Annotated in this window: 24 protein-coding genes; 9 read left to right on the top strand and 15 right to left on the bottom strand. The window is 68.1% G+C overall.

All coding sequences use genetic code 11. The annotated features are described in order from the left end of the window. Position 1: 1 nt before the first annotated feature. From KFLA_RS22445 to KFLA_RS22415, 7 genes are all read right to left on the bottom strand, one after another. On the bottom strand, positions 2 to 838 hold the full coding sequence (locus tag KFLA_RS22445) for a carbohydrate ABC transporter permease (RefSeq protein ID WP_012922105.1): 837 nt from the start codon (positions 836 to 838) through the stop codon (positions 2 to 4). Next, the gene (locus tag KFLA_RS22440; protein ID WP_012922104.1) at positions 838 to 1,761 is read right to left on the bottom strand and encodes a carbohydrate ABC transporter permease; all 924 of its coding nucleotides are present in this window, start codon (positions 1,759 to 1,761) and stop codon (positions 838 to 840) included. Before KFLA_RS22440 ends, KFLA_RS22445 begins: the two co-directional genes overlap by 1 nt. 3 nt (positions 1,762 to 1,764) lie before the next feature. Beyond that, complete coding sequence (locus tag KFLA_RS22435) at positions 1,765 to 3,051, bottom strand: sugar ABC transporter substrate-binding protein (protein ID WP_012922103.1); 1,287 nt, start codon at positions 3,049 to 3,051, stop codon at positions 1,765 to 1,767. Continuing rightward, a complete protein-coding gene (locus tag KFLA_RS22430) occupies positions 3,048 to 3,896 on the bottom strand; it encodes a nucleoside hydrolase (protein WP_012922102.1) in 849 nt (282 codons plus the stop codon). Before KFLA_RS22430 ends, KFLA_RS22435 begins: the two co-directional genes overlap by 4 nt. 24 nt (positions 3,897 to 3,920) lie before the next feature. Beyond that, positions 3,921 to 4,967: a glycoside hydrolase family protein gene (locus KFLA_RS22425; protein WP_012922101.1), complete on the bottom strand. Its 1,047-nt coding sequence runs from the start codon at positions 4,965 to 4,967 to the stop codon at positions 3,921 to 3,923. 16 nt (positions 4,968 to 4,983) lie between these two features. Next, complete coding sequence (locus KFLA_RS22420) at positions 4,984 to 5,970, bottom strand: LacI family DNA-binding transcriptional regulator (protein ID WP_012922100.1); 987 nt, start codon at positions 5,968 to 5,970, stop codon at positions 4,984 to 4,986. 260 nt (positions 5,971 to 6,230) lie between these two features. Further along, a complete protein-coding gene (locus KFLA_RS22415; RefSeq protein ID WP_202797012.1) occupies positions 6,231 to 6,635 on the bottom strand; it encodes a MarR family winged helix-turn-helix transcriptional regulator in 405 nt (134 codons plus the stop codon). Between the two features lie 98 nt (positions 6,636 to 6,733). On the opposite strand from KFLA_RS22415, the gene KFLA_RS22410 reads away from it, so the two are divergent. The 4 genes from KFLA_RS22410 to KFLA_RS22395 all read left to right on the top strand — a co-directional run bounded on the left by KFLA_RS22410 (position 6,734) and on the right by KFLA_RS22395 (position 10,316). After that, complete coding sequence (locus tag KFLA_RS22410; RefSeq protein WP_012922098.1) at positions 6,734 to 7,462, top strand: SDR family NAD(P)-dependent oxidoreductase; 729 nt, start codon at positions 6,734 to 6,736, stop codon at positions 7,460 to 7,462. A gap of 96 nt (positions 7,463 to 7,558) precedes the next feature. Continuing rightward, on the top strand, positions 7,559 to 8,338 hold the full coding sequence (locus KFLA_RS22405) for an IclR family transcriptional regulator (protein WP_012922097.1): 780 nt from the start codon (positions 7,559 to 7,561) through the stop codon (positions 8,336 to 8,338). A 114-nt stretch (positions 8,339 to 8,452) separates the two neighbouring features. Beyond that, positions 8,453 to 9,328 (top strand): amidohydrolase family protein, encoded by an 876-nt coding sequence (locus tag KFLA_RS22400; protein WP_012922096.1) that lies wholly within the window; start codon positions 8,453 to 8,455, stop codon positions 9,326 to 9,328. A gap of 37 nt (positions 9,329 to 9,365) precedes the next feature. Continuing rightward, complete coding sequence (locus KFLA_RS22395) at positions 9,366 to 10,316, top strand: dihydrodipicolinate synthase family protein (protein WP_012922095.1); 951 nt, start codon at positions 9,366 to 9,368, stop codon at positions 10,314 to 10,316. Between the two features lie 61 nt (positions 10,317 to 10,377). On the opposite strand, the gene KFLA_RS22390 is transcribed toward KFLA_RS22395, so the two are convergent. Genes KFLA_RS22390 through KFLA_RS22365 form a run of 6 tightly spaced genes read right to left on the bottom strand, consistent with a single transcriptional unit; the run spans position 10,378 to position 16,137 of the window. Next, the gene (locus KFLA_RS22390; protein ID WP_012922094.1) at positions 10,378 to 11,100 is read right to left on the bottom strand and encodes a PIG-L deacetylase family protein; all 723 of its coding nucleotides are present in this window, start codon (positions 11,098 to 11,100) and stop codon (positions 10,378 to 10,380) included. A 1-nt stretch (position 11,101) separates the two neighbouring features. Next, complete coding sequence (locus KFLA_RS22385; protein WP_012922093.1) at positions 11,102 to 11,869, bottom strand: SDR family NAD(P)-dependent oxidoreductase; 768 nt, start codon at positions 11,867 to 11,869, stop codon at positions 11,102 to 11,104. A gap of 25 nt (positions 11,870 to 11,894) precedes the next feature. Then, positions 11,895 to 12,722, bottom strand: a complete 828-nt coding sequence (locus KFLA_RS22380) for a carbohydrate ABC transporter permease (RefSeq protein WP_012922092.1) — start codon at positions 12,720 to 12,722, stop codon at positions 11,895 to 11,897. Continuing rightward, a complete protein-coding gene (locus KFLA_RS22375) occupies positions 12,715 to 13,602 on the bottom strand; it encodes a carbohydrate ABC transporter permease (protein WP_012922091.1) in 888 nt (295 codons plus the stop codon). The genes KFLA_RS22380 and KFLA_RS22375 overlap by 8 nt, the downstream gene beginning before the upstream one ends. Further along, complete coding sequence (locus KFLA_RS22370) at positions 13,599 to 14,969, bottom strand: ABC transporter substrate-binding protein (protein ID WP_012922090.1); 1,371 nt, start codon at positions 14,967 to 14,969, stop codon at positions 13,599 to 13,601. The genes KFLA_RS22375 and KFLA_RS22370 overlap by 4 nt, the downstream gene beginning before the upstream one ends. A 22-nt stretch (positions 14,970 to 14,991) precedes the next feature. Beyond that, entirely contained in the window at positions 14,992 to 16,137 is a 1,146-nt protein-coding gene (locus KFLA_RS22365) for a mandelate racemase/muconate lactonizing enzyme family protein (protein WP_012922089.1), read from the bottom strand. 184 nt (positions 16,138 to 16,321) lie between these two features. On the opposite strand from KFLA_RS22365, the gene KFLA_RS22360 reads away from it, so the two are divergent. Next, positions 16,322 to 16,975 carry a GntR family transcriptional regulator gene (locus KFLA_RS22360; protein ID WP_012922088.1) on the top strand — a complete coding sequence of 218 codons (654 nt, stop codon included), beginning with the start codon at positions 16,322 to 16,324 and terminating at the stop codon, positions 16,973 to 16,975. Positions 16,976 to 16,984: 9 nt separating this feature from the next. Here the strand turns inward: KFLA_RS22360 and KFLA_RS22355 are convergent, their stop codons facing one another. Further along, positions 16,985 to 19,714: a glycoside hydrolase family 2 gene (locus tag KFLA_RS22355; RefSeq protein ID WP_012922087.1), complete on the bottom strand. Its 2,730-nt coding sequence runs from the start codon at positions 19,712 to 19,714 to the stop codon at positions 16,985 to 16,987. A gap of 215 nt (positions 19,715 to 19,929) precedes the next feature. Further along, entirely contained in the window at positions 19,930 to 20,328 is a 399-nt protein-coding gene (locus KFLA_RS22350; protein WP_041289443.1) for a nuclear transport factor 2 family protein, read from the bottom strand. An 87-nt stretch (positions 20,329 to 20,415) separates the two neighbouring features. Here KFLA_RS22350 and KFLA_RS36820 point away from each other — a divergent pair, with 87 nt between their 5' ends. From KFLA_RS36820 to KFLA_RS22330, 4 genes are all read left to right on the top strand, one after another. After that, positions 20,416 to 21,078: a TetR/AcrR family transcriptional regulator gene (locus KFLA_RS36820; protein ID WP_083792897.1), complete on the top strand. Its 663-nt coding sequence runs from the start codon at positions 20,416 to 20,418 to the stop codon at positions 21,076 to 21,078. A gap of 404 nt (positions 21,079 to 21,482) precedes the next feature. Then, entirely contained in the window at positions 21,483 to 21,887 is a 405-nt protein-coding gene (locus KFLA_RS22340; RefSeq protein ID WP_237706566.1) for a dihydrofolate reductase family protein, read from the top strand. A gap of 52 nt (positions 21,888 to 21,939) precedes the next feature. Continuing rightward, positions 21,940 to 22,263 carry a YciI family protein gene (locus KFLA_RS22335; RefSeq protein ID WP_012922084.1) on the top strand — a complete coding sequence of 108 codons (324 nt, stop codon included), beginning with the start codon at positions 21,940 to 21,942 and terminating at the stop codon, positions 22,261 to 22,263. Further along, positions 22,260 to 23,495 (top strand): RNA polymerase sigma factor, encoded by a 1,236-nt coding sequence (locus tag KFLA_RS22330; protein WP_012922083.1) that lies wholly within the window; start codon positions 22,260 to 22,262, stop codon positions 23,493 to 23,495. Before KFLA_RS22335 ends, KFLA_RS22330 begins: the two co-directional genes overlap by 4 nt. Positions 23,496 to 23,530: the final 35 nt, after the last annotated feature.

The following is a 23,530-nucleotide window of genomic DNA, read 5'->3' as shown; positions in this document are numbered from 1 at the left end:
CTCAACCTCGCAAACCAGTGGTGGACAGGGAGTCGGTGTACTGACGCTGGAAGAAGAGCAGCAGGATCATCGGTACGACACTGAGGACGAAAGACCCGGCCAGGATCTGTCCGAGGTCGACCTGGTAGAGGCTGCTGAGGTTCGCCAGTGCGATCGGCGCCAGCTGTTTGGCCGGCGAAGTGCCGATCAGCAGCGGCCAGAGATACGCCTGCCACTGGGACAGGAACAGCATCAGTGCGGCTCCGATCAGGGCAGGCTTCGACAGTGGCAGGACGATCCGGATCAGGATTCCGAGCCGGCCCAGCCCGTCCACCTCGGCGGCGTCCAGCAGTTCCCTCGGTACGCCGAGAAAGAACTGCCGCAGCACGAAGATGGAGAAGCCGTTCGCCAGCGCGGGAAGGATCAGGCCGGCGTAGGTGTCGCTCAGCCGCCACGTGCTGAACAGCCCGGACAGCGGGATCGCGATCGCGTCGAAGGGCACCATCGACACCAGGATGACGAAAGCGAAGACCAGGCCCCGGCCAGGGAAGTCGAGTACCGCCAGCGCGTACGCCGCCAGCACCGCGATGACGAGTCCGAGGACGACGGTGGCGCCGGCAACGAAGAAGCTGTTCAGCAGCGCCCGCGCGAAGTCACCGGACAGCAGCACGCTGTAGTTGGTGAACGAGCCGCCGAGCGGGAGGAAAGCCGTCCAGGACAGCGGAGTGAGGTACTCCACGAACGTGTTGCCCGGTCGCAGCGACGAAGCGAAAACCCACCAGAGCGGGAGGAAGATGAGGCCGGCGGCGACCAGAGCGGCCGCCAGCGAGCTGACCCTGGACAACACCGACGGTCGCATCAGCGCTCCTCGCGCATCATCCGGAACTGGAACGCGACGATGACGGCCAGCAATGCCATCAGAACGACCACCTCGGCTTGGGCGACGCCGAGGTCGCCGACCTGGTAGGCGTTGGTGTAGACGTCGTACATCAGCAGGGTGGTCGAATTGTCGGGCCCACCCTTGGTGAGGATCTGCACCGGGGCGAAGGCGAGAAAGCTACCGACCGTGCAGGCGACCAGGACGAAGGCCATCGGCCGCCGCAGCAGCGGAAGGGTGATCGACACGAGGCGTTGCCACCAGCCCGCCCCGTCGATCATCGCGGCCTCGTACAAGGCCACCGGGATGTCCTTCAGCCCGGCGATGACGAACAGCATCCAGTACCCGATCGCGCCCCAGGCGAGCATCACGCCGATCGAGCCGAGCGCCTGACTCGACGAGGTGAGGAAGGGCTGCGGCGGCAGGCCGACCAGCCTGAGTGCCGAGTTGAGCAGTCCGTCGGGCTGCATCGCCGTGCTCCAGATCAGTGCGACGACCGACCCGGGCACGGCGGCCGGCACGAAAATCAGCGACCGCCACAAGCCGGCCAGCGGGAGCCGTTGGGCAAGGAGCAGCGCCAGCGCCGTCGACAGCACGACGATGACCGGATTGATCACCAGGTTGAACAGCAAAGTGGTGGTCAGCACGGAGTGGAACTGCGATGAGCCGAACAGGTACAGGTAGTTGTCGAAGCCGACAAAGTCCTTCACGCCCGTACGCAAGGACAGGTGCCGGAAGCTCTCCGAGAGTGCCGAGACCGCGGGAACGACGCGCAGCATGACCATGACCAGCACGGCGGGGGCCAGCAGAACGGCGGCGAGCCGGGCGTCCCGCCGGCGCCGCGGCGACCACCGGCGAGGTAACGTGGCGGCCTGCACCAGGCGGGGTTCGGTCACAGCGGCCATCGGTCAGCCCAGTCGCTCGAACTGCTGGGCGATGATCTCGTCGGCCTTCTTCGTGCGGGCGGCCGGGTCGGCGCCGTTGCGGATGTCGGAGAACATCTTTTCCGCCTCGGCCTCGAACACGGTGTAGCCGGTCACCGGCGGCCGATGCACGGCGGTCGTCCGCAGCTCGAACTCCATCAGCTCGGCCAGCCCTTCGGTCGCGGTTCCCCCCGAACTCTCCAGCTGGGCGGCGAAGGCTTTGTAGGCGTCCTTGTGCGTGGGCGTGATCTGGGCGACCTTGATCGAGGCGGTGTTGCCGGCCTCGCTCAGGTTGACGCAGTCGACGAACGTCTTGGCCGCGGCCTGCTTGGCCGACTTGGCGCTGACTGCCATGGCCCAGGAGTCGGTGGAGGTGGCCGGCTTGCCACCCTCGAAGACCGGGGCCGCGGCGACGCCGAACGGAAGCTTGCCCTTGACCGCGTTCGACACGGTCCACGGACCCGAAACGATGAAGCCTGCCTTGCCACCGGCAAAGATCGCGTTGGTCTTGTCGTTGGTGATACCGCGCGGCGAGAGCCCGTCTTCGAACAGCCCGGAGTAGAAGGTCATCGCCTGCTGCCAGCCCGCGTTGCCGAAGTCCGGCTTGTCCTGCGCATCACCGGCGAGCCCGTTGCCGCCGCCGGCCGACACGCCGAGCGGCTGCAACTGGTAGTAGCTGTCGAACTGATCGAACATCAGCGGATACTGGACCTTGCCCTTGAGTTTCGCGGCCGCGTCCCGGAGCTGCTGCCAGGTCCACCGCTCGGCCGGATCGGCTGACGGTGGCGCGACCCCCGCCTTCCGCAGGACGTCCGCGTTGTAGTAGAGGAACTGAGACGTCGTCCAGGGCGACAGTGCGAAGAGCTTGCTGTCGACCTCGTTGGCGGTGACCATGTCCTCGCTGACCGCGTTCGCGATCGCCTTGTCTTTCAGCTCCGACAGATCGGCCAGGAAACCGCGGTTCGTGTAGTCCTTGACCCAGGCCGGGACGATGTTGAAGACGTCCAGGTCGGCATTGCCCTGGGTCAGCCGTTGGGTGATCGTGCTGGTGAGCTGTGGATAGGGAATGTTCAGCTGCTTCACCTTCAGGCCAGGGTGTTGCTTCTGGCAATGATCGATGACCGGCTGCCAGGTTGCGGCCGGGTCGGCGTTCGCGAACGTGATGACGACCGGTCGGTCGGACTGGTCCTGCGGCGCGCTTGTGGTCGCCGGACCGGACTGGCAGCCGGCCAGGACAAGGGCGGCGGGTACTACTAGCCAGGGGACTTTCACGACAGCTCTCCTTCACAGGCGGTGAGGATCCGGTCAACGATGCGCCGGGCGACTCGTCGGGGGTCGAGATCGGTAACGATCCGGTGCGGCCCCGTTGCGGCGGGTGTGAACCGGGTGAGTCCAGTCGGATCGACGTCGATCCGGCCGGTGACGAAGGTGAACAGCTCCGGATCGGTGACCATCAAGACCGCGGCGGGGTCGTGTGGCACGTTGGAATCCTGCTCGGTGAATTTCCAGAACTGCCGCATCTCCGCGGCGAGCAGTCGGCCGAGCGGTCCGGCCCGGCCGATCTCGGTGACGACGGCGCCCCCGAGCTGAAGCCGCAGGGTCTGTTCGAGACCGATCACGGTGGCCGGGAGCTCCGTGGCGAAGACGGCGGCGGCCGCGTCGATGTCGCACCTGACGTTGTGCTCGGTCCTGCTGCCCGAGAAGTCGCCGCCCATCAGGTAGAGCTGTTCAACAGTGCACCCTGGCAGTTCGACCGCCTCGGCGACGTTGGTCAGTGGACCGATCGCGACGACCGTCGGCGATGTGGCGAGCAGGTGGATCGGGTCGGCGTCGGTCACCTTTTCCAGGTCCAGCTCCGGCAGCAGCGCGCCCTCGTGTCCCGGCCACCAGACCTCCCGCCCCGACCGCGGTCCGGCGCGGCCCGGCACGATCGGTCCCGGCTCACGTCCGGCGACGCTGGTGACCCGGGCGGCCATCCTCGCCCGCAGCAGCGTGTCGCCGTACACGGTGGTGATCGCGGCGAGGTCGAGCTCGGGTGAACCGAAGATCGTGGCCAGGGCGAGCACATCGTCCACGTCCGTGCCGATGTCGGTGTCGAGCGTCACAGAGGTTGCCATCCGCATCCTTCGGTTGGGCGAGCGTCAGCTCAAAGCGGCGGTGGTCTGCCACAGGGTGTAGGTCCACAGCGAGCCAGGGTCGGGATCGGCCGAGGTGTAGACGACGGTGATCGTCGACTCGTCGGGCAGGGTTCCGTAGATCGAGCGCAGCAGGCCGGGATTGTGGGTGCGGGCCTTGCCGGTGGTGGCGCTGGTGATCCAGCCTTCCACGGTCCAGCTGCCGGTTCCGTTCCAGAAGTCGGTGCCGGACATACTGGCCAGCTGGATGCGGTCGGAGATGTAGTTGGGGTTCGACGACGGATACGGGTGGCCCTCCCGTACCAGGTAGAAACGGTCGCGACGCGGGGAGTAGGCGAGGTCGAAGTTGTTGAGCCAGTCCGATGCACCGGTGGAGTCGGTCAGCCCGGCGGCTGGAATCCGGCGTTGGCGCGACAAGACCGGCGTACCGGAGCCGAAGCTGACCTGGGCGGCGCGCCCGAAGGTGCCGGTCGAGTACCCCTCGGTCCACGCCAGCACGACGGTGCCTGCGACAGGATCGATCGTCGTGGCGGTCGGTTGGCCGGCGCCCCACTGGCCCGGGTCGCTGCCGGCGAACGGAACGACCGGGTTCGGCATCTTCACCCACGGGCCGTCGAGGCTGTCGGCGACGGCGACGCCGATCGCATTGTGGGCGGACGCGTCGACGTCGTTGCCCAGGTAGAACATCGCGTAGCTGTAGCTGCGGCCGTTGAACGGCACGTTGACCCGTACGACGCTCGGATCGCAGATGTGGAAGCGGTCCCAGCCGGACGCCGAGCTGGTCAGCATCGAACGACTGGAGATGGTCATCGGTCCACTCTTCTGGGTGAGAAAGATGTCATCCCGGACGGTGCCGGTCGACCTGCTGTGGCAGGTGTAGAGGCGGAGTGGATCGCCGGCGACGGCGCTCGGCGCGTAGGAGTAGCCGGTGCCTTGGATGTCGCTCGCGGCGTACAGGCGAGCGGGCGCCGACCAGGTACCGACGGCGGCTTGCGCGGTGGGCATCGGGAGCAGGACGAGGACGGACAGGACGGCGGCGAGTCGGCGGAACATCGAGCCTCCGGACGAATCAGGGGCGGGCGGATGAGCAGCCGCAGGACCGGCGGACGACCAGCGCCACGTCGAGTACTGCGCGGATGGGATCGGCGTGAAGATCCAGCAGTTGCCGTACGGCGAGCTCGGCCATCTCGGTGATCGGTTGCTGGATCGTGGTCAGCGACGGAACGGCGTAGGCCGAGGCGGCCGAACCGTCGAAGGTGACGACGGCCAGGTCATCGGGCACGGACAGGCCTTCGTCGGCGGCCGCGCGGAGCAGGCCGATTGCTTGCCGGTCCGAGGCGGCGAACACAGCCTGCGGCGGGGTTGCGGAGCCGAGCAGTTCGAGTGCACCGACGTACCCGCCGTCGACGGTGAACGGCTGATGGACGAAATGCGCCTCGCGGTCCCCCATCGCCTGCTGCCAGCCGATCAACCGGTCCTCGGCCACCGAGTCGCCGGCTGGTCCGCCGATCAGGGCGATCCGCTCGTAGCCGTGCTCGAGGAGGTGCTGTGTCGCCGCGAAGGCACCGCCGGTGTTGTCGACGCCGATGGAGGATCCGTGCTCCGGCGCGGCGCCGAGGAACACCCGGCGAGTGTTGCCCTGCTCCAGGAGTTCGTCAGCGAGCTCTGGAGCCTGCGAAATGATGACCACTCCGTCGATCCGGCGCTGCAGCAGCGTCTCGAGCAGGGCGAGCTCGGAGTCGGTGTTCCCTTCTGAGCTGGCCAGCAACACAGTCCGTCCGGCGGCCCGGGCCGTTTGTTCGACTGCTCCGGCCAACTCGGCGAAGAACTCGTTGGCAATGTCCGGTACGACGAGACCGAGGGTGAGCGTGGATCCACCGACCAGCGCCCGGGCGATGCCGTCCGGACGGTACCCGGTGCGCTGGATGGCATCGAGAACACGCTGCCGAGTCGCCGTCGCGACTGGCCGCGGGCCGCCGTTGACGACGTAGCTGACGACCGCCATCGACGTGCCGGCTGCCTTCGCCACGTCAGCCTGAGTTACTCGATCAGCCACTGAAGATCCGTTCTATACGCATTGATCGGAGATCTAAGCGTTTAGATTGATCGCGGAACGGCCTGTCGTCAAGAGCCTGGCTGCTGGTCTCGCGGTCTGTCTGAGTGCAGCGTGGCGATGCCGGGCCAGATCAGCGGTACGTCGACACCCCGGATCGTTCGAACGATGCCCCCGAACTTCGCAAGGCCGATTTCACCCGAGCCCTCCGCGTCGTCCACATTTCCGAGGGTCAAGGTGGCAGAAGGAACCGGCACGGGGCGTTACGCCTGCTGCGCTCGGCTCATAGCAGTGAGCCACGCCCGAGCCGATGCGCGGTCGGCCGGATCGATATGGCTCTCCAGGGCGTGCTCCCGCTCGTGCACGGCGGGGCGGGCTTCCAGGAGACGCTGCCTTCCGGTGGCGGTGAGGTGTACCTCCTGGGTGCGCCGGTCCTGCGGGTGGGCGTGTCGCTCCACTAATCCAGCCCGCTCCATCCCCGCGACCAGCTCGTTGGCGGCCTGCCGCGAGCTGGCGACCGCGCGGGCGATCTCGGCGATGGAGGCCCGGGGCTGCTCGTCGAGCACGAGCAGTGTGGCGTACTGGGCGACCGACAAGTCGTGGGCGGCAAGGGCGTCGGCCACGGCGGCGCGCAGAGACAGCCACGCCTGCCGTACCAAGAAGCTCACGCATAGGTCATTCGCGGTCATGAGCGCTCCGTCTTGACAGGAACATGTCAAATGGTCGATGGTTCGTCAAGAACCTGACGATACCAAAGGAGGTCCGCATGGCATACGCGGTGGTTACGGGGGCGAGCAGCGGGATCGGGGCGGCGGTCGCGCGGCACCTCGTGCGGCGGGGCATGCAGGTGCTCGGTGTCGCCCGGCGACGGGACGCGCTCACGGCGCTCGGTGACGGGGTTGAGCCAGTCGTCGCCGACCTGAGGACCGACGAGGGCATCGCTGCGGTGGCCTCGGCGGCCGCTGGACGCGACGTACACGCCGTCGTGCACGCCGCCGGGATGGACGATGTGCGCAGCCTGGCGGCGACCGGCCGGGCCGAGCTCGAGGCGGTGTGGGCGCTCAACGTCACTGCGCCGGTCCTGCTGACGGGCATGCTGCTGCCTGTGCTGGCCGACGGTGCCGGTGTCGTGTTCGTCGGCAGCACCTCGGCCCTGCGCGGGATCGACCGGCATGCGGGGTACGGCGCCAGCAAAGCCGCGCTGGGTGGGCTTACCGTGAATTTGGCCGCCGAACTGGCACCGCGCGTTCGGGTGAACACGGTGACCCCGGGCGGCACCCGGACGCCCATGACTGAGGAGTACCTCGCGGCCTACCGGCAAGGGGTCGGCGCCGAGCATGTCCGCCGGCAATTGTCGCTGGAGCAGGGCCGGTTGCTGCTCGGCGGGCTCGCCGATCCCGCCGACGTGGCGACCACGATCGCGCACGTCGCGCTGGATGCCCGGGCGATGACCGGTAGCACCGTCATAGTCGACGGCGGTTTCACCGCGCGGTGACTCAGAACACTCCCGTCGGCACCAGTTTCGGTCCCGGCACGGGCTCGAACGGTCAGCTTTCGGTATTCTGAAAACTCATCCGACGAAGGGCTGAGAATGACGGACGCCGACCGATCGCCGTCTCCTGCGGTGGCGCGGACGCTGACGATCCTGGAGACGATGGTGACCTCCGACGAGGATCTCACCCTGACCGCGCTGGCGAAGAAGGCGAACGTCCCGCTGGCCACCTGCGCTTCGATCGTCTACACCCTTGAACAGCGTGGCTACGCTGCCCGCCGGGTCGTCGGCCGCAGTCACTTCTGGCGCCCGACGATGACGCTGTACGGCCTCGCCACGCAGCTGGTTCGCAAGACCGACCTGTCGACGGTTGCCCAACCGCAACTGCGGCGTCTCGCCGACACGATGGCGATGCCGGTCCACATCGGGGTGCTGACCGGCGCCTCAGTGGTGTACGTCGCCAAGGCCGCGACGCCCGGATTCATCCAGTTCGACACCTATCCGGGCAAGGTCGCGCCGTACAACCTGACCGCGCTCGGCAAGGCGATCGCCGCACACCTGCCCGAGGCCGAGCTGCGGCCGTTGCTGGCCCAGCGGGCGGAGGGCAAGGGGCCGAAGGGCCGTCCACTGTCGGAGCAGGAGTTCCTGGCCGAGCTGGCCCTGGTCCGCAAGCGGGGGTACGCACTGGAGGACCAGGAGGAGCAGGCCGACATCGCCTGTGTCGCGGCACCGTTCTTCGACGCGACCGGCCGGGTCGGGGGAGCGGTCGGGGTCACCGGCTTCGCGAAGGACCTCAGCGGCCGCAACCGCAAGACCGCGCAGACCGAACTGGTCGAGCTCGGCCGCATCATCTCCCGCGAGCTCGGCGCGCCGGCCTGACCGGCTCGCACCGGCGCGGGCAGCTCGGGCACCACGCGTCTTGCGGCACTGGGGCGTAGGCAATACGATTCGTATATCGATATTTATCTTCGAGATACGGAAGATCGGCGCTTAATGATTGTCGACGTGCACACCCACACCCCCACGCACCGGAGCGCGGTGCCCGCCGGCGAGCGCCGCAGCTACGACAACTGGCGGACAGACCGGCCGGTGGTGACCACCAATTCCTGGGGGGACTACGACGAGGCCGTGAGCGCCGCTGACGTGTCGATCGTGTTCAACATCGCGGTCGACGATCCGCTGAGCGCCGTCGGCATTCCTCATCCGCCGGAGCGCTGCAACACCGCTACGGCCGAGTTCGTCGCGGCGGACCCGGCACGACGCATCGGCTTCATGTCGGTGAATCCGACCCGTCCGGACGCTCTGGAGGAGGCGGACCGGTGCCGTGAGCTCGGATTGGTCGGCGTGAAGCTCGGACCGAATTACCAGGACTTCGACCCGCTGGGTGACGCGGCGCTGCGGTTCTACGCCTACTGTGAGCAGCACGGACTGCCGATCCTGTTCCACCAGGGCGCCTCGCCGATCCGGCACGCCCCGCTGCGGTACACCTATCCGCTGGTGACCGACGAGGTTGCCCTGCGCTTTCCGGAGCTGCGCATCGTGATGGCGCACATGGGACACCCGTGGAGCCGCGAGACCGTCGTGACGATCCGCAAGCATCCGCACGTGTACGCCGACGTGTCGTCGATCTACCTGCGGCCCTGGGTCCTGTACCAGTCGCTGATCAACGCCGTCGAGTGGGGCGCGGCCGGCAAACTGCTGCTCGGCTCGGACTTCCCGATCGCCACCAGCGGCGAGGCGATCGCCGGGCTGCGAACGGTCAACGACATGCTCGAGGGCACCAAGCTGCCGCGCGTGCCGGAGCACGTGATCGACCAGATCGTGCACGCCGACGCGCTGGCGGCACTCGGCCTTCGGCTTCCGGCGTGACCAGCGCCGACCGGCAACCCCTGGAAGGGAACCTCTGATGACAGTTGAGCTCGCAGTGGACGCGTCCCTGCTGGTCCGTGGCGTGTCGCCGGTCCTGGCGGTCCCGTTCACCGATCAGGGAGAGGTCGACTTCGACGGCTTCGAGCGCCTGGTGCAGTACGTGCTGTCGTGCGGAGTGACAAGCGTGATGTTCCCCGGCTTCGCCTCGGAGTTCCACAAGCTGTCCGAGGACGAGCGGTGGCGGCTGACGCACATCCTGCTCTCCCGCACCCGCCACCTCAACGACGTAGCCGCTGTGGTCGCCGTCCAGGATCACGCGACCATCCTGGCGGTTCGGCGCGCCCGCGCCGTGGTGGCGGCCGGCGCCGACGTGATCAACCTGTTGCCCCCGCACTTCCTCACGCCGTCGCGCCGGTCCCTCGTCGACCACATCTGTGCGGTGCTGGAGGCTGTCGACCCGATCCCGCTGGTGCTGCAGTACGCACCCACCGAGACGGGCACGAGCCTGGACGCGGCGACCCTCGGCACAATCCGCGAGCGGCACCCCAACCTCCGCCTGGTCAAGGTGGAGTCCTCCCCGCCGGGTGCCCTGATCGCCGAGCTGGCCGCCCGGAACCCACCCCTGCCTGCGGTCGAGGGGTACGCCGGCGTGCAACTGCCCGACGCCGTACGCCGGGGCGCGGTCGGCACGCAGCCCGGTTGCTCCTTCACCGAGATCTACGTCGAGATCTGGCAGCGCCTCACAGCCTCGGACCCGGACGTGGCCGAGTCCGGCTACGAGCTGCACCGGCGGCTGTTGCCCTACATCTCCTACTGGATGCTCGACACCGAACGCATCATCGCCGCCGAGAAGCTGATTTCGGTCCGGCGCGGCCTGTTTGCCAGCGCCTACTGCCGTGAGCCAGCCCACCGCCTCGACGCCGAAGAGGTCCGGATGGTCGACCGCTTCCTCGCCGAGTTCGCCGACCGGCTGCCCGCGCTCGGGTGAAGCCGGCGGCGGTCGCGGTTCGTTGCGGGCAGCACCGGCGTGTCCGTCCGCGCCCGCCGGATCAGCCGAGACGGCCAGGGAGGTCCGACGGCCAAGGAATCCTGCGTTCGGTCAGGCACGGCCGGAAGGCCTCCGCCGGACCTGCCATCAGCCGGCGCCCGGTGACGCGGTCGTACTCCAGCAGGTGATCGGCGTAGTCCTCGCCGCTCAGTTCGCGCATCACCTCCATCTGGCTGCGGTGCCGCCTGATCAGCGCGGCCTTACGATCGGCGTGGACCGGGCTGTAGGCAACGAAGTGGGTGGCCTCGAAGCAGTGTCCAGGGCCGGGGTCGACGTACCAAATCCGCGGTGCGGCAGGCAACGGGGCGGTGCCGGGCGCGAACGACGCCAGGGGAGCGAGCAATGCACCGTCCGTGACTAGCTTGGCGGTCAGCGCGTGATCGGGGTTGTAGTCGGTGGTCCAGTGGGTGAAGACCACCTCCGCCCGCAGCTGTCGCAGGACGGTAATCATGTCCCGCCGCAGCTGCGCGTCCTCGAAGGCGAATCCGTCCTCCCGGTCCAGGCAGACGTAGCCGGCGTCGAACTCGGCGGCGACCGACCGCATCTCCACGGCCCGGATCTCGGCGGCCTTGGCCTGCTGGTCCGGCGGGTGGAACGGCAGTCCCTTGTCGCCTGCGGTCAGGGTGACGAAGGCGATCTCGTGCCCGGCCTCGTGGAGCCGCAGCAACGTCCCGAGGCAGCGCATCTCGTCGTCGGGATGGGCGAAGACGCAGACGTAACGCATCTCAGATCCCCGGCAGTCGGGCCAGCGACACCGACAGTCCGCCGTCGACGGTCAGGAACGATCCGGAGATGTACGCCGCGGCGTCGGAGGCCAGGAAGGCCACGGCATCGGCGACCTGTTCCGGTCGGCCGAGCGCACCGAAGGGAAGCCCGGCGGCAGCCTTCGCCAGGGTATCCGCACCGTAGAACGCTTCTTCGCCGGGGGTCGCGATCCAGCCCGGAACCACGGCGTTGACCCGGATCCTGCGTTCGGCCCACTCGTGCGCCAGCGTTCGGACCACCTGGGCGAGCGCGCCGTGAGCGGCGTTGTAGCCCAGGCAGTTCTGGAACGGCTCGGACGCATGCAGAGAACCGATCGTGACGTACGATGCACCGGCAGCCGGCGGCAGGGCACGGAAGAACTCGAACGCGGCGACCGGTCCGACGGTCAGACTGCGCATCATCGACGCGCGGCTGAGCTGCCCGGCCGGGACGTGCTCCTCATGCGCGATCGCGTAGACGGCCGACCGCACCGACCCGAACTCCGCGGCCCGGCGCGCGACCGACGCGCCGAACTCCGGGTTCTCGGCGTCGGCGACGAACGCCACCGCCCGGACCTCGTCGCCCGGTCGGCCCGATCGAGCGTCGGTCCCGCCGTTCAGCGAGGCCGCGGTGGCAGCCGCGGCCTGCTCGTCGCGGTCGACGCACAGCACCACGTCATGCTCGACCGCCAGGGCGCGGGCACACGCCCGGCCAATCCCGCCACCGGCACCAGCGACGACCGCCAGCATCCCATCACTCCTTCGTGACCTCGAGCTATCCCTTGAACGCACCGGCGGTGATCCCCTTGACGAAGAACCGCTGGAACGCGACGAACAGGATCAGCATCGGCACCAGGCTGATGATCGCCTGCGCGGTGATCGTGCCGAGGTTGCGTTCGAACTGCAGGTTGGCCGTCGCGATGCCGACGGTCAGGGTCTTCATCGAGTCGCTCTGCGCGATCAGCAGTGGCCAGAGGAAGCTGTTCCAGGTGCCCACGAACGTGAACACCGTCAGCACCGCCATCGGTTGGCGGCACAGCGGCACGACGATCTGGAGGAAGATCCGCGGCAGCGAGGCGCCGTCAATCGTCGCGGCCTCCAGCAACGCGTCAGGGATCCCTTTGATGAACTGCCGCATCAGGTAGACGCCGAGCGGCCCAGACAGCGCCGGCAGGATTAGCCCTGGGAACGTGTCGACCAGCCCGTACCGCGCCACCAGCAGGTATGTCGGTACCAGCGTGATCGAGAACGGCAGCATCATCGTGCTGATCAGCAGCAGGAACAGTGGCTCCCGGCCCCGGAATCGCAGTTTGGCGAACGCGAAGCCGGCCATCAGGTCGATCACCACCGTCAGCGCGGTCACCACGACCCCGACGAGCAGGCTGTTCAGCACCCAGCGCGGAAGCTGGCCGCCGGTCAGCAGTTCGGCGTAGTTCGCCAGGGTCCAGCCGCCGGTGAACGGCGACAGGTTGTCGAAGGTGCTCAGGCTCTTCAGCGACGCGATCAGCACCACCAGGACCGGAGCCGCGCAGACGGCCGACACGATCACCGCGAGCAGGTGGGTGGTGGCCGTCGAGGCGAGCCGGTGGGAACGGTCAGTCATAGGTCGCGCCCTCGGTCCGGGTGAGCCGAAGATACAGACCGGTGATGACCAGCGAGACGATCAGCACGATCACCCCCATCGCCGCGGCGTAGCCGACGGATCCGCCTGCGAAGACGTTCTGGTAGATGTACCACATCACGGTGTACGTGGACGTTCCCGGTCCGCCCTGGGTCATCACGTAGATCATGTCGAACACCTGGATCCCGGCGATGGTCACCAGGACCAGCAGGATCTGCATCACCGGTCTCAGCAGCGGCAGGGTGATCTCCCAGAACATCCGCGCCCGGCCGGCACCGTCGATGCTGGCTGCTTCGTAGAGCTCCTCGGGGATGTCGTTCAGCCCGGCCATGAAGATGATCGAGTTGAAGCCGAGCGCACTCCAGGTACCGACCACAGCGACGAGCACGATCGCCGCGGTGCCGTTGCTCAGGTAGGGAAGGTCCAGCCCGAGCACGCCGTTCGTCAACTGGTACAGCGGACCGATGTCGGGGTCGATCAGCACGTTCCAGATCAGGCCGGTGGCCGCGATCGACAACAGCGACGGGATGTAGATCAGCGACCGGTACACCCGCATCCCGCGAATCCGACGACTGATCAGCAGGGCGACCGCGAGCGGGACGACGATGTTCAGCGGTACCGACACGAGCAGGTAGAGTCCGGTGTTGCGCAGGGTCAGCCAGAACAGGCTGTCCTGCAGCATCGAGGTCAGGTTGTCCAGGCCGACGAAGGTGAATCCACGCATCAGCGTGCCGCGCTGGAACATCAGCACGAACGTGTACGCGAACGGCACCAGGACGAAGGCAACGAACAGCAGCGCCTTCGGGCCGAGGAACAGCGCGGCCGTCCCCGGAGCCCTCCTTCCCCCGGTCCGCCGGCTCACAGGCCCGCGTTCCTGGCCATGGTGCCGATCTGCTTCGAGGCGTCCTTGATCATCTTGTCCAGATCCTTCTGACCCGACACGAAGTTGTTGATCTCGCCCGCGAGGTACTCTTCGGCGTTGAACGGCAGCGGCTTGGTCAAGCGCAGGTACTTGCCTTGAGCAAGGGTGTCGAGCAGGAACTGCCGCGGCTGCCGGTCCGACACCGCCGAGTAGATGCTGCCGTCGACGCTGTCCTTGATCGGGAAGAGCAGCGTCTGCTGCAGGTACCGCTTCACCGCGTCGTCCGAGGTGGCACGCTTGATGAACTCCAGCGCGGTCTCGGGGTACTTCGACTTCGCCGCGATGCACAGGTAGCCGACACCACCGATCATGAACTGACCGGCCGGCCCCGAGGGAAGGTCCAGCACCTTGAGCCGGGTGGTGGGGTGTTTCTTGAACTTCTCGGCACGCGGCGGCGAGGTCCACTGCACCGCTGCTCGGCCGGTCCAGATCATGTCCTCCCACTTCAGCGGGTCGGCGTACAACGACATCGGGGTCGCCGCGCCGGACTCCTGGATCTGCCGCAGCTGTTGCAGCGCCGCCCGGCCTTGCTCGTTATCGAAACCGACGTTCTTGCGGTCCTCGCTGATGTAGTCCACGCCGTAGGCCCACAGGTAGTTCCACAGGTAGTTGGCCTGGACCTCCCACAGACCTGGCCAGGCCATCCCGTACGTACTGATGCTCCGTCGGTCGAATCTCGGGTCCGCCAACGCCCGACCGGCCTTGTCGAACGTGAGCAGCTTGACGAACTCCGCGAGCTCGACGTACGTCTTCGGCAGCGGCGGTTTGCCGGCCTTTTCCCAGACGGCCTCGTTGAGTGCCAGCGGCACCCGGCTGGAATACCACGGCACGCCGTACAGCTTGCCGTCGATCTTCGCCGAGTCGACCGCGTTCTGGTTCACGCCCGACAGATCCAGACCGGGGTCGATGTCACTCAGCGGCGCGAGTCCGCCGGCCGTCCCGAACTGGTTGATCCAAGGCAGGATCAAGTACGACACGTCGGGCGGGGTGCCCCCGCCGAAGGCGGCGGTGTACTTGGTGAACGCGTCGTCCCACGGCAGCAGCAGGTGCTTGACGACGTCGTTGCCGTGGGACTGCCCGAAGTCGCCGGTCAGCTGCTGGAAGAACTTGTTCTCGTCCGGCGGGGGCAGGCCCGGCGGCTTCCAGAACGACAGCGTCACGGGCTTGCCGCCGTCGTCGGCGTCCTTGCGGGACGTGCCGCCGGCATCGCCGGCTGGACTGCAGCCGGCCGCGAGACCGGCGGCCGCGACGCCGGTGGTGGCTCCGAGGCCGAGGAAGTGGCGCCGGGTGAGAGGGGATGGCTTCATGGCTGTCTCCTTGGCTCGTTGGTCAGACGACCCGGTACTTGTCGATCAGGTCGAGATCGACGTCGACGCCGAGTCCCGGTCCGGCCGGCACCTCGACCTCGCCGTCGGTCAACCGCAGACCCGTCGCCAGTCCGCGAGCGAGCGGCGCCGACGAGACGTTGTACTCGAGGTATCCGCCGCTGGGGACCCATGCGGCCGCCTGGATCGCCGCCGCGGTCAGCAGGTGGGACGTCCAGGCGTGAGGCACGACCAGGCACCCGGGGCCGGTCGCCAGCGCGGCGATGTCGCGGAAGGCGGTGAATCCGCCGCAGCGGGACAGGTCCGGCTGGACGACGGACAACCCGGGCTCGCGCAGCAGCTCACGGAACTCGGCGACACCGCCGAGCTGCTCACCGGACGCGATCCGGACCGGGGCGTGCCGGCCGAGTGCGGCCAGGTCGTCCGGCCGGTCCGCGGGGAACGGCTCCTCCACCCAGAACGGGTCGTAGTCCTCCAGCCGGTGGACGAGCTCGCGCACCGCGGCCAGGTCGCCGGTGATGTGACCATCGGCCATCAGGAGCACCTCGGGTCCGGCCTCGGCCCGCGCCGCCGCGAACAGCTCGATGCTGAGGTCCGGATCGCCGCCCCACGGCCCCCAGCCGAACTTGATCGCCCGGAAGCCCAGGTCCAGGTAGTGCTTGACGGCCTCGCGCATCTCGTCCGGGGTCGGCCGGAACAGAGTGCTCGCGTAGGCCAGCACCCGGTCCCGACGGCGCCCGCCCAGCAGGTCGTACACCGGCTGCCCCGACAACCGCCCGGCAATGTCCCAGATCGCGATGTCGATCCCGCTCATCGCGTGCAGCACCACGCCGCGCCGGCCGTGGTACCAGCTGTGCTGGTACATCCGATTCCACAGCGCGTCACGGTCACTGACACTCTGCCCGACGACCGCGTCCTTCAGGCCCGCGCAGAACTCCGGGATGTGCGTCGGCGCCTCGACCGCGGCCTTCACCAGCCAGGGATGTGAGTCGACATCGGCGTACCCGGTCACTCCGGCGTCCGTGCTGACCTTGATCAGGCAGGTCAGCCGCGGGCCGGACCGCTCGCCATCGGCCAGCGTGCTGCCGTAGTCGGCGCCGCCGTCCAGGATCAGAACCTCGACGTCGGTGACGACCACATCGCCCGTCACCAGCGCTCCTGGCACAGGCAGAGGTAGAGGGCAACGAGAACGGGCGACATGGCGGCTCCGGAAGCAGGGAGTAGTGACAGGACGATAGAGTCGAGTGTCGACAATCGTCAACCACTGGGGTCCGGTCTCACGCTCGGCCCGCGGATGATTAGCTGTAGGCCCCCGACAAGCAGAGGATGGACAGATGCCGGCCGAGCAGATACCGCCGATCACAGCGATGTCGCGGCGGCACCACGTCGCGGCGGCACTGCGCGACGCCATTTCCAGTGGGATGCTGCAACCCGGCGACCGGTTGCGCGAACCCGACCTGGCCGCCCAGTTCGGCACCAGCCGCGCACCGTTGCGTGAGGCGCTGCGCCAACTGGAGAACGAGGGCCTGGTGGTGTCCTCGCCGTACCGCGGCACTGTGGTGCTGGGCATCTCCCAGGTTGAGATCGAAGAGGTCATCGTGCCGATCCGCCGGACGCTGGAGCGGTTCGCGCTGCGGCACGCACTGCCGAAGCTGTCCGCGGCCGACTTCGAGCAGCTGCAGCGCCTGGTCGACCAGATGGACGCGTCCAAGGACGACGCCGACACCATCACCCAGGCCGACCTGCAGTTCCACGAACTGCTGATGGAGCGGGCCGAACAGCCGCACTGCCTGCAGATTTGGCAGCTGATGCAGCCGCGGATCAGAGCGTACTTCCAGCGCGACGCCAAGACGCTGACCTCGACCGCCCGGCCGGCCGAGCAGCACGCCCGGCTGCTCGATGCGCTGCGTTCCGGCGACGAGAGCCAGGCCCTGGCGGAGCTGGACCGGCACATCCTCGAGATGCCCGAGCCGCCGACGGCCGACTGAGCGGGGTCCTCACCACCCTGTCAGCGACACCGCCGGCCGGAGCTCCGGCCCGGACAGGTAGCCGAGCAACTCGTTGAGCAGGTACGCCGCGGCCGGATCGCCGGCGCGGACCGCACCGGCGATGTCGAGGCCGCAGACAACCAGGGACCCCGCACCGGCGCGGACCTCGAACAGGTGTGAGCGGTGCGCCATCCGGGAGGGCAGGTCGCTGCAGGTGACGATCGGCTCGACCGGCAGCTCGCCCAATGACACCGATCTCGAGCCCTGCAGCAGCTGGTAGAACTGCAGGTCGCACCAGCCCTCGGTCGGCATCGCTCGCAGCGCCGGGTGGTCCTTGTCGAACGTCAGGCCGTAGTGCCCCACGCCGTCCCACGAGGCCGGACGAAAGCCGGTCGGCTCGGTGGCGAACAGCGGCTCAGGGTCGAGTAGAAGGACCCGGCCGCCCCTGTCCAGGTGTGTCCGAACGGCCGAGGTCATCCGCTCGGCCAGCAAAGGCTCCCCCGGCGCGAGGTCGCTCGGATCCGCCTCCCGCAGGCGGTCGAGCAGATCGGCGAGACCGGCCGTGCAGGGCACGCGTTCGCCGCCGGAGGCGCGTGGATATAGCCAGATGTCCCAGCTGTTGTCCGTGTGCAGCTGCCCGGCGGTGAGCTCGGCGCTGAGCGTGAGCTTGACAGCAGCCGGCAGGGCAGGCAGTTCGAGCTCGGCGGAGCCGATCGAATGGACGCCGTCCGGCAGCGCAACGTCGTCCCAGCTGCCGGCGGCGACCACCTTGTCGCCGTACCGCAAGTTCCATCGGACGGTCGCCGCTGGTGGCGGTTCATGCTCGAACGACGAGACGATCAGCTCCACCGACACGCGTTCACCGCCGGCCAGATTGCGCCGGGTCGCCAACGAGCCGCCGAGCAGCAGCACGGTCGGGGCGTTGAATCGGCGGAACTCGGTCGCGGTCAGCAGCTTGGGTTCGTAGAACATGTCGAGTACGCCCTCCGGGCAGTTCGGGTAGTCCTGCAGGAGCCACACCGAGATGCCGGCGAGCCCGGACCGCCGGGCGGCCTCGGTGTTGGTCTTCAGGCAGGCCGCCTGCAGCCGCCGCGACGTGTCGAGGTGCTCGGCGTATCGCTTCTGGTTCCCTTGGTGTGCAAGGCGTTCGGCCACCTGCCGCAGCCAGTACGGGCTGAGTCCGCCGCCGAAGCGGGACAGCTCCGACGGGTCCGGGAGCGTCTGGAAGTAGCCGGCCTCGTGGGCCACCACCGGTTTGGCCGGACGGCCGGCAAGTTCGTACTTGCCGTCACCGAGACCGATCGAGTCGTTCGCCTCGAACGGTGCCGAGACGAAGTCCAGTGTCGGTCGGTCGATCGCGTCGAGCCTGCTGCCGTCGGACTCGATGACCGGGCGGGTCGGGTCCAGCTGCTTCGCGATCCGGTACATCTCGCCGGCCGTGTCGAACGAGTCGTAAAGTTCGTTGCCCATGCACCACACCGCGACCGACGTGTGGTTGCGATACCGGCGGATCAGGTCCTCCCAGGCCGCCGCCGCGACCGCCCCGGCCTGTGGCGTGGCCGGCACGTCGTGCCAACTGGCGAGCGGCAGCTCGGGCTGCACCAGCATGCCGACCTCATCGGCGGCGTCCAGGTACTCCTCGGGAGGCACCCAGCTGTGCAGGCGCACGTAGTTGAACCCGTACTCGCGGGCGATGCCCAGCCGGCGGCGGTACTCAGCCACATCGGCCGGTGGAGCGATCGTCTCGGGGAAGATGCAGTCGTCGCCGTACCCGCGCAGGAAGAACGGGCGTCCGTTCAGCAGGAACCGGTCACCGTCGACGCTCAGTTCCTTCATCCCGAAGCGCACCTCGTACGACGCGGCGCCGGTCCGCAGGCGCAAGCGGTAGAGGTACGGCGTCTCCGGTGTCCACGGCCGTACGTCGCTCAGCGGCACGGAGAGCGCGATCCGCCCGTTGCTCGAGGTGCCCTCCGCGCGACCGACCAGTTCGCCGGCGGCGCTCTCCACCTCGGCGGTGACCGGTCGGTCGCCGGCGCCGGGCTCCGCATTCAGCGTCAGGGCAGCGGAGATGTCGACCCGCTGATCGGCGAGGCGAGGGACGAGCAGCACGTCCTCGATCCGCAGCGGTCCGGTCGCTTCCAGCCTGACGTCGTGGTGCAGCCCGCCCCATTCGGTGTGCACGAAGTCGAGGGTGTCGAGGCATCCGAGGAAGGGATCGGTCGCTCGGTCCCGTCGGGCGTCGACGCGAACCACGATGGTGATCGGGGAGCCGGGGGTCGCGAAGTCGTCCAGCGGGATCGTCAGCGGTGTGACGTACGACTGGTGCTCGGCGGCGAGGCGGCCGTCGATCCAGACCGTCGCGCTGCGATGGACGCCGGCAAAGACGAGCGAGGTGGTGAGGCCGGACCAGTCGGCCGGGACCACCACGGTCGTTCGGTACCAGGCCGGTCCGGGAAAGACGTCGAACACCCGCTCGGACTCGGCCTCGTCGCCCAGAACCACCGCCCGGCGGGCGATCAACGGTGCCAGCTCGGTCCGGCGCCGGGTTTCGTACTGCTGCAGCGCGACCGGATCTTCGTACCCGAAGCCCTGAGCGTTCCAGGCCCCCGGCACGGTGATGCGGTGCGGGAAGCCGGCCGCTGGATCACTGTGCCACTGCTGGGCGAAACCTTCGTCGTGAGGGTCGAGCCGGAATTCCCAGTCGCCGGACAAGCTCACGGTGCGGATTGCCTCAGACATATGGCCTCCCAGGATCGCCATCGGAATTCCGGCAGGCTATGTCGATTGTCGACACAACTCAACAGGGCGCCGCTGACCCCCGTCCCGAGGACGGTCGCCGTACGGGTCATCAGGTTGGCGGATGAACGGGGTGCGCCTGATGGCCAAGGTCCATGCCTGCCTCGCGCAAGCCCCCGTGCGTCGGCCGTCGGGTCATCGGGCGTCCCGTCCGCGCTCTACGCGCCGATCGTCGTGGCGAGCGGCACGGCTTCGGAAGCCGGGGTCTTGCTGTAGCCGAGCGCCTCGACGATGACGCCGTCAGCAACGCGCATCAGGTTGACGCCTCGAACGTAGTCCGTTTCTCCTGCGCCGAAGCGGTAGCGCCAGCGGATGGTCGCGCGGTCCCCCGCGATGTCGATCTGCTCGGGCTCGAACTGGGTGGCGTGATCCTCGGCGAGCGCCTGCCAGAACGCCAGACAGGCGCCCCCGCCCTCGACTCGCTCGCCCTCGGGGGCCGGCTGGATCGCTTCCATCACGCAGTCCGTACCGACCAAGCCGATGAGCAGGTCCGGATCGTGATCCACGAAGGCCTTGTTGAACTGATGGATGACCTCGGTGGTAGCGCGACTGGGCATGGTGGGCACCTTTCTCCTTTGTAGACCGAGTGGTCTACTCACGGTAGACCGTTTGATCTACTCGTGCAAGTGCGGCATGCTGAGCGGGTGATCAAACCCACGCAGCGAGGCCCTAGAGAGCGCCTTCTCGAGGCGGCCGAGCGCCTCACCTACCGCGAAGGGGCGGGTGTGGGGATCGCCGCGCTGCTGAAAGAGGCGAACGTCGCCCGACGTTCTCTCTACGAGCACTTCGGGGGTAAGGACGAGCTCCTCGCAGAGGTGCTGCGTGGCACCGCAGCCAGGGATCTCGACGCGTATCGCGCAGCGATGTCCGGTGCCGGGCCAGACCCTGCTCAACGGATCTTGGCCATCTTCGATCATCTCGAGGCTGCCGTAACGGTGGAGGGTTTTCGCGGTTGCCGGTACCTCGGCGCTGACTTCGCTCTGCAGGATCCCGAGCACCCCGCACATGCCGTCGCCCGCGGATACCGTGCCGAGCTGCATCGGTTGATTCAGCACGAGCTGGAGCGGCTTGGGAATGCCGAGCCGGCCTACGATGCCGAGCGCATCATGTTGTTGATCGAAGGCACGCTGGCGAGCGCCGCCACGCGTCCTGAAGCCAGACCAGCGCGGATCGCGGCGGATCTGGCCGCTCACATTCTGCAACTGGTCCCCTCCGATGCTCCGCCGCGGGACCGTGTGCGCCGGACGACCGGCTCCTCCGCCACACCTATGCCACCGAACCCTCCAACGGCTCTCCATCGAGGCTGACGCCGCGCTGGGGCCGACTGCCGCACATCAGCGCTTCAGCGGCTACGCCAACGGTCGCCGCGGAGTTGTGGTGTGCCGGGCCGGACGACCGGCGTTCGGCACGCATCCTCCAAAGAGCCGGGAAGCGGTGTCGGATCGGGCTGATGCTGTTCGTCCCAGAAGTGAGGGCCCACACCAAGGGCCGCGCGAAGGGGAAGGACCGCGATTGTGAAGCTGACCACCATGACCCAGGTCACGCTCGACGGAGTGATGCAAGGTAACGGCGGAGCGTCGGAGGAGGACCGCAGGAACGGGTTCGAGCGTGGCGGATGGGGCAGGGGAGCAGGTGACGAGGAAACCAGGGCGTTCATCACACAGACTGTCAGAGTGCCGACGCGTTCCTGTTCGGCCGGCGAACCTACGAGTTGTTCGCCAGGTCCTGGGGATCGGTGCGCACACATCCGATCGGCGTGGCGTTGAACGACACCCCGAAGTACGTTGCCTCGACGACGCTCACGTCGCCGCGATGGAAGGGCACCACGGTTCTGCGGGGGGACCTGGCGATGGCCGTCAATGAGCTGAAGGCCAAGCCGGGGGGATCGCTGCAGGTGCATGGCAGTGGTGCCCTGATTCGGTGGTTGCTGGAGAACGATCTGGTCGACGAGATGATCCTGATTGTGATCCCGGTGCTCCTGGGCCAGGGCAACAGACTGTTCCCCGAGGCCGGTCCGGATCGCGCGTTCGACCTGGTCGAGTCGCGGGTCGACTCGAAGGGTGTGACGGCCCAGGTGTTCCGGCCTGCCGGGCGCCCGCGGTACGCGACGGCCTGACAATCGTGACCACCGCATGACGTTTCTCGACACCAGAGGAGATGAACTCGAGATGCAGTATCTGATTTCCGTGATCGATGACAAGGGCAACCCGGGCAGCACGGACCGGCAGCCTGCCATCAGCGCGTTCAACGAACGACTGATGGCCGACGGGCACTGGGTATTTGCGGGCGGACTCGCCGACACCGACGCCGCTACGGTCATCGACAACCGGGGCGAGCGGGCCGTGTTCAGCGATGGCCCCTTCGTCGAGTCCAAGGAGTACCTCGCCGGCGTCTGGGTGTGGGAGGCCCCCGATCTGGATGTCGCGCTCCGGCTCGCCACCGAGGCGTCGAAGATCTGCGACCGCAAGGTCGAGGTGCGGCCGTTCCTGTGAACGGCGTCGAGGAGGCGATCACCCAGGCGCACCATCAGCAGTGGGCCCGGGTGGTCGCGATCCTCACCCGGCGTTTCGGTGATCTCGACGTCGCTGAGGAGGCGGCTGCAGAGGCGTTCGCGACCGCTGTCGAGCGGTGGCCGGCCGACGGCGTACCGACCAATCTCGCCGCCTGGCTGATCACCACCGCCAATCGCAAGGCCATTGACCGGCTCCGGCGCGAGCACAAGCGCGACGAGAAGCACCAGGAGGCTCAGATGCTGTCCGCCGACGTCCCGCCCGAGCCTCTCGGCGCCATCGACGACGACCGGCTCCGGCTGATCTTCACGTGCTGTCATCCCGCGCTCGCACTGGAGAGCCGAGTGGCGCTGACGCTGCGTCTCGTCGGCGGTCTGACCGTGCCCGAGATCGCCCGAGCCTTCCTGGTGCAAGAAGCCGCCATGGGGCGACGGATCACCCGCGCGAAAGCGAAGATCAAGGCCGCGCGCATTCCGTACCGGGTGCCCGCCGCGCAGGAGCTCCCGGGCCGCGTATCCGCCGTACTCGCGGTCCTCTTCCTGATCTTCAACGAGGGCTACCTGGCATCCAGCCCCCACACCGACCCAGTGCGGCACGAACTGACCGCCGAGGCGATTCGGCTCGCTCGCCTGCTCCGGGTCCTGTTGCCGCAGGACGGTGAGGTGGCCGGACTGCTGGCGTTGATGCTGCTCACCGAGGCCCGCCGCACTGCTCGAGTGTCGGCAACCGGAGAGTTGGTCACCCTCGAGGAGCAAGACCGTGGAGGCTGGGACCCGGCGCTGATCGCCGACGGCCACCAGCTGGTGCGCGAGCGCCTGGCCGCTGCCGCTGCGGGGGTAGCTCCGGGGCGCTACCAGATCCTTGCCGCGATCAACGCCGTGCACACCGACGCCCGCGACGTACGCGACACCGACTGGTCGCAGATCGTCGCCCTCTACGATCAACTCGTCCGCATCGACGACTCGCCGATCATCACCCTCAATCGAGCCATCGCCGTCGCTGAACTCGACGGCCCCGACGTTGCCCTCGCGGCCGTTGAACGGCTTGAAAACAAGCTGACCGGCTACCACCCGTACCACGCCACTCGCGCCGACCTGCTGCGTCGTCTGGGCCGTAGCCAGGAGTCCCGCGTCGCCTACGACAGAGCCATCGCCCTGACGGCCAACACCGCCGAGTCCGCCTATCTGATCCGCCGCCGCAACCAACTGCGGTAGCGCCTGCGGATTGTCGTCGCCGCTGGGCGAGCGGC

Origin of the sequence: Kribbella flavida DSM 17836 (genome assembly GCF_000024345.1) — a bacterium.
Lineage (GTDB): Bacteria > Actinomycetota > Actinomycetes > Propionibacteriales > Kribbellaceae > Kribbella > Kribbella flavida.
Note: the sequence above shows the minus strand (reverse complement) of the source record. Positions and strands in the feature narration are given on the sequence as shown.

Bases quoted from the DNA above. Each gene is read 5' to 3' on its own strand.
- KFLA_RS22445 (WP_012922105.1), bottom strand. From the start codon at position 838: ATGCGACCGTCGGTGTTGTCCAGGGTCAGCTCGCTGGCGGCCGCTCTG.
- KFLA_RS22440 (WP_012922104.1), bottom strand. From the start codon at position 1,761: ATGGCCGCTGTGACCGAACCCCGCCTGGTGCAGGCCGCCACGTTACCT.
- KFLA_RS22430 (WP_012922102.1), bottom strand. From the start codon at position 3,896: ATGGCAACCTCTGTGACGCTCGACACCGACATCGGCACGGACGTGGAC.
- KFLA_RS22425 (WP_012922101.1), bottom strand. From the start codon at position 4,967: ATGTTCCGCCGACTCGCCGCCGTCCTGTCCGTCCTCGTCCTGCTCCCG.
- KFLA_RS22410 (WP_012922098.1), top strand. From the start codon at position 6,734: ATGGCATACGCGGTGGTTACGGGGGCGAGCAGCGGGATCGGGGCGGCG.
- KFLA_RS22405 (WP_012922097.1), top strand. From the start codon at position 7,559: ATGACGGACGCCGACCGATCGCCGTCTCCTGCGGTGGCGCGGACGCTG.
- KFLA_RS22400 (WP_012922096.1), top strand. From the start codon at position 8,453: ATGATTGTCGACGTGCACACCCACACCCCCACGCACCGGAGCGCGGTG.
- KFLA_RS22395 (WP_012922095.1), top strand. From the start codon at position 9,366: ATGACAGTTGAGCTCGCAGTGGACGCGTCCCTGCTGGTCCGTGGCGTG.
- KFLA_RS22390 (WP_012922094.1), bottom strand. From the start codon at position 11,100: ATGCGTTACGTCTGCGTCTTCGCCCATCCCGACGACGAGATGCGCTGC.
- KFLA_RS22385 (WP_012922093.1), bottom strand. From the start codon at position 11,869: ATGCTGGCGGTCGTCGCTGGTGCCGGTGGCGGGATTGGCCGGGCGTGT.
- KFLA_RS22380 (WP_012922092.1), bottom strand. From the start codon at position 12,722: ATGACTGACCGTTCCCACCGGCTCGCCTCGACGGCCACCACCCACCTG.
- KFLA_RS22370 (WP_012922090.1), bottom strand. From the start codon at position 14,969: ATGAAGCCATCCCCTCTCACCCGGCGCCACTTCCTCGGCCTCGGAGCC.
- KFLA_RS22360 (WP_012922088.1), top strand. From the start codon at position 16,322: ATGCCGGCCGAGCAGATACCGCCGATCACAGCGATGTCGCGGCGGCAC.
- KFLA_RS22355 (WP_012922087.1), bottom strand. From the start codon at position 19,714: ATGTCTGAGGCAATCCGCACCGTGAGCTTGTCCGGCGACTGGGAATTC.
- KFLA_RS22350 (WP_041289443.1), bottom strand. From the start codon at position 20,328: ATGCCCAGTCGCGCTACCACCGAGGTCATCCATCAGTTCAACAAGGCC.
- KFLA_RS22335 (WP_012922084.1), top strand. From the start codon at position 21,940: ATGCAGTATCTGATTTCCGTGATCGATGACAAGGGCAACCCGGGCAGC.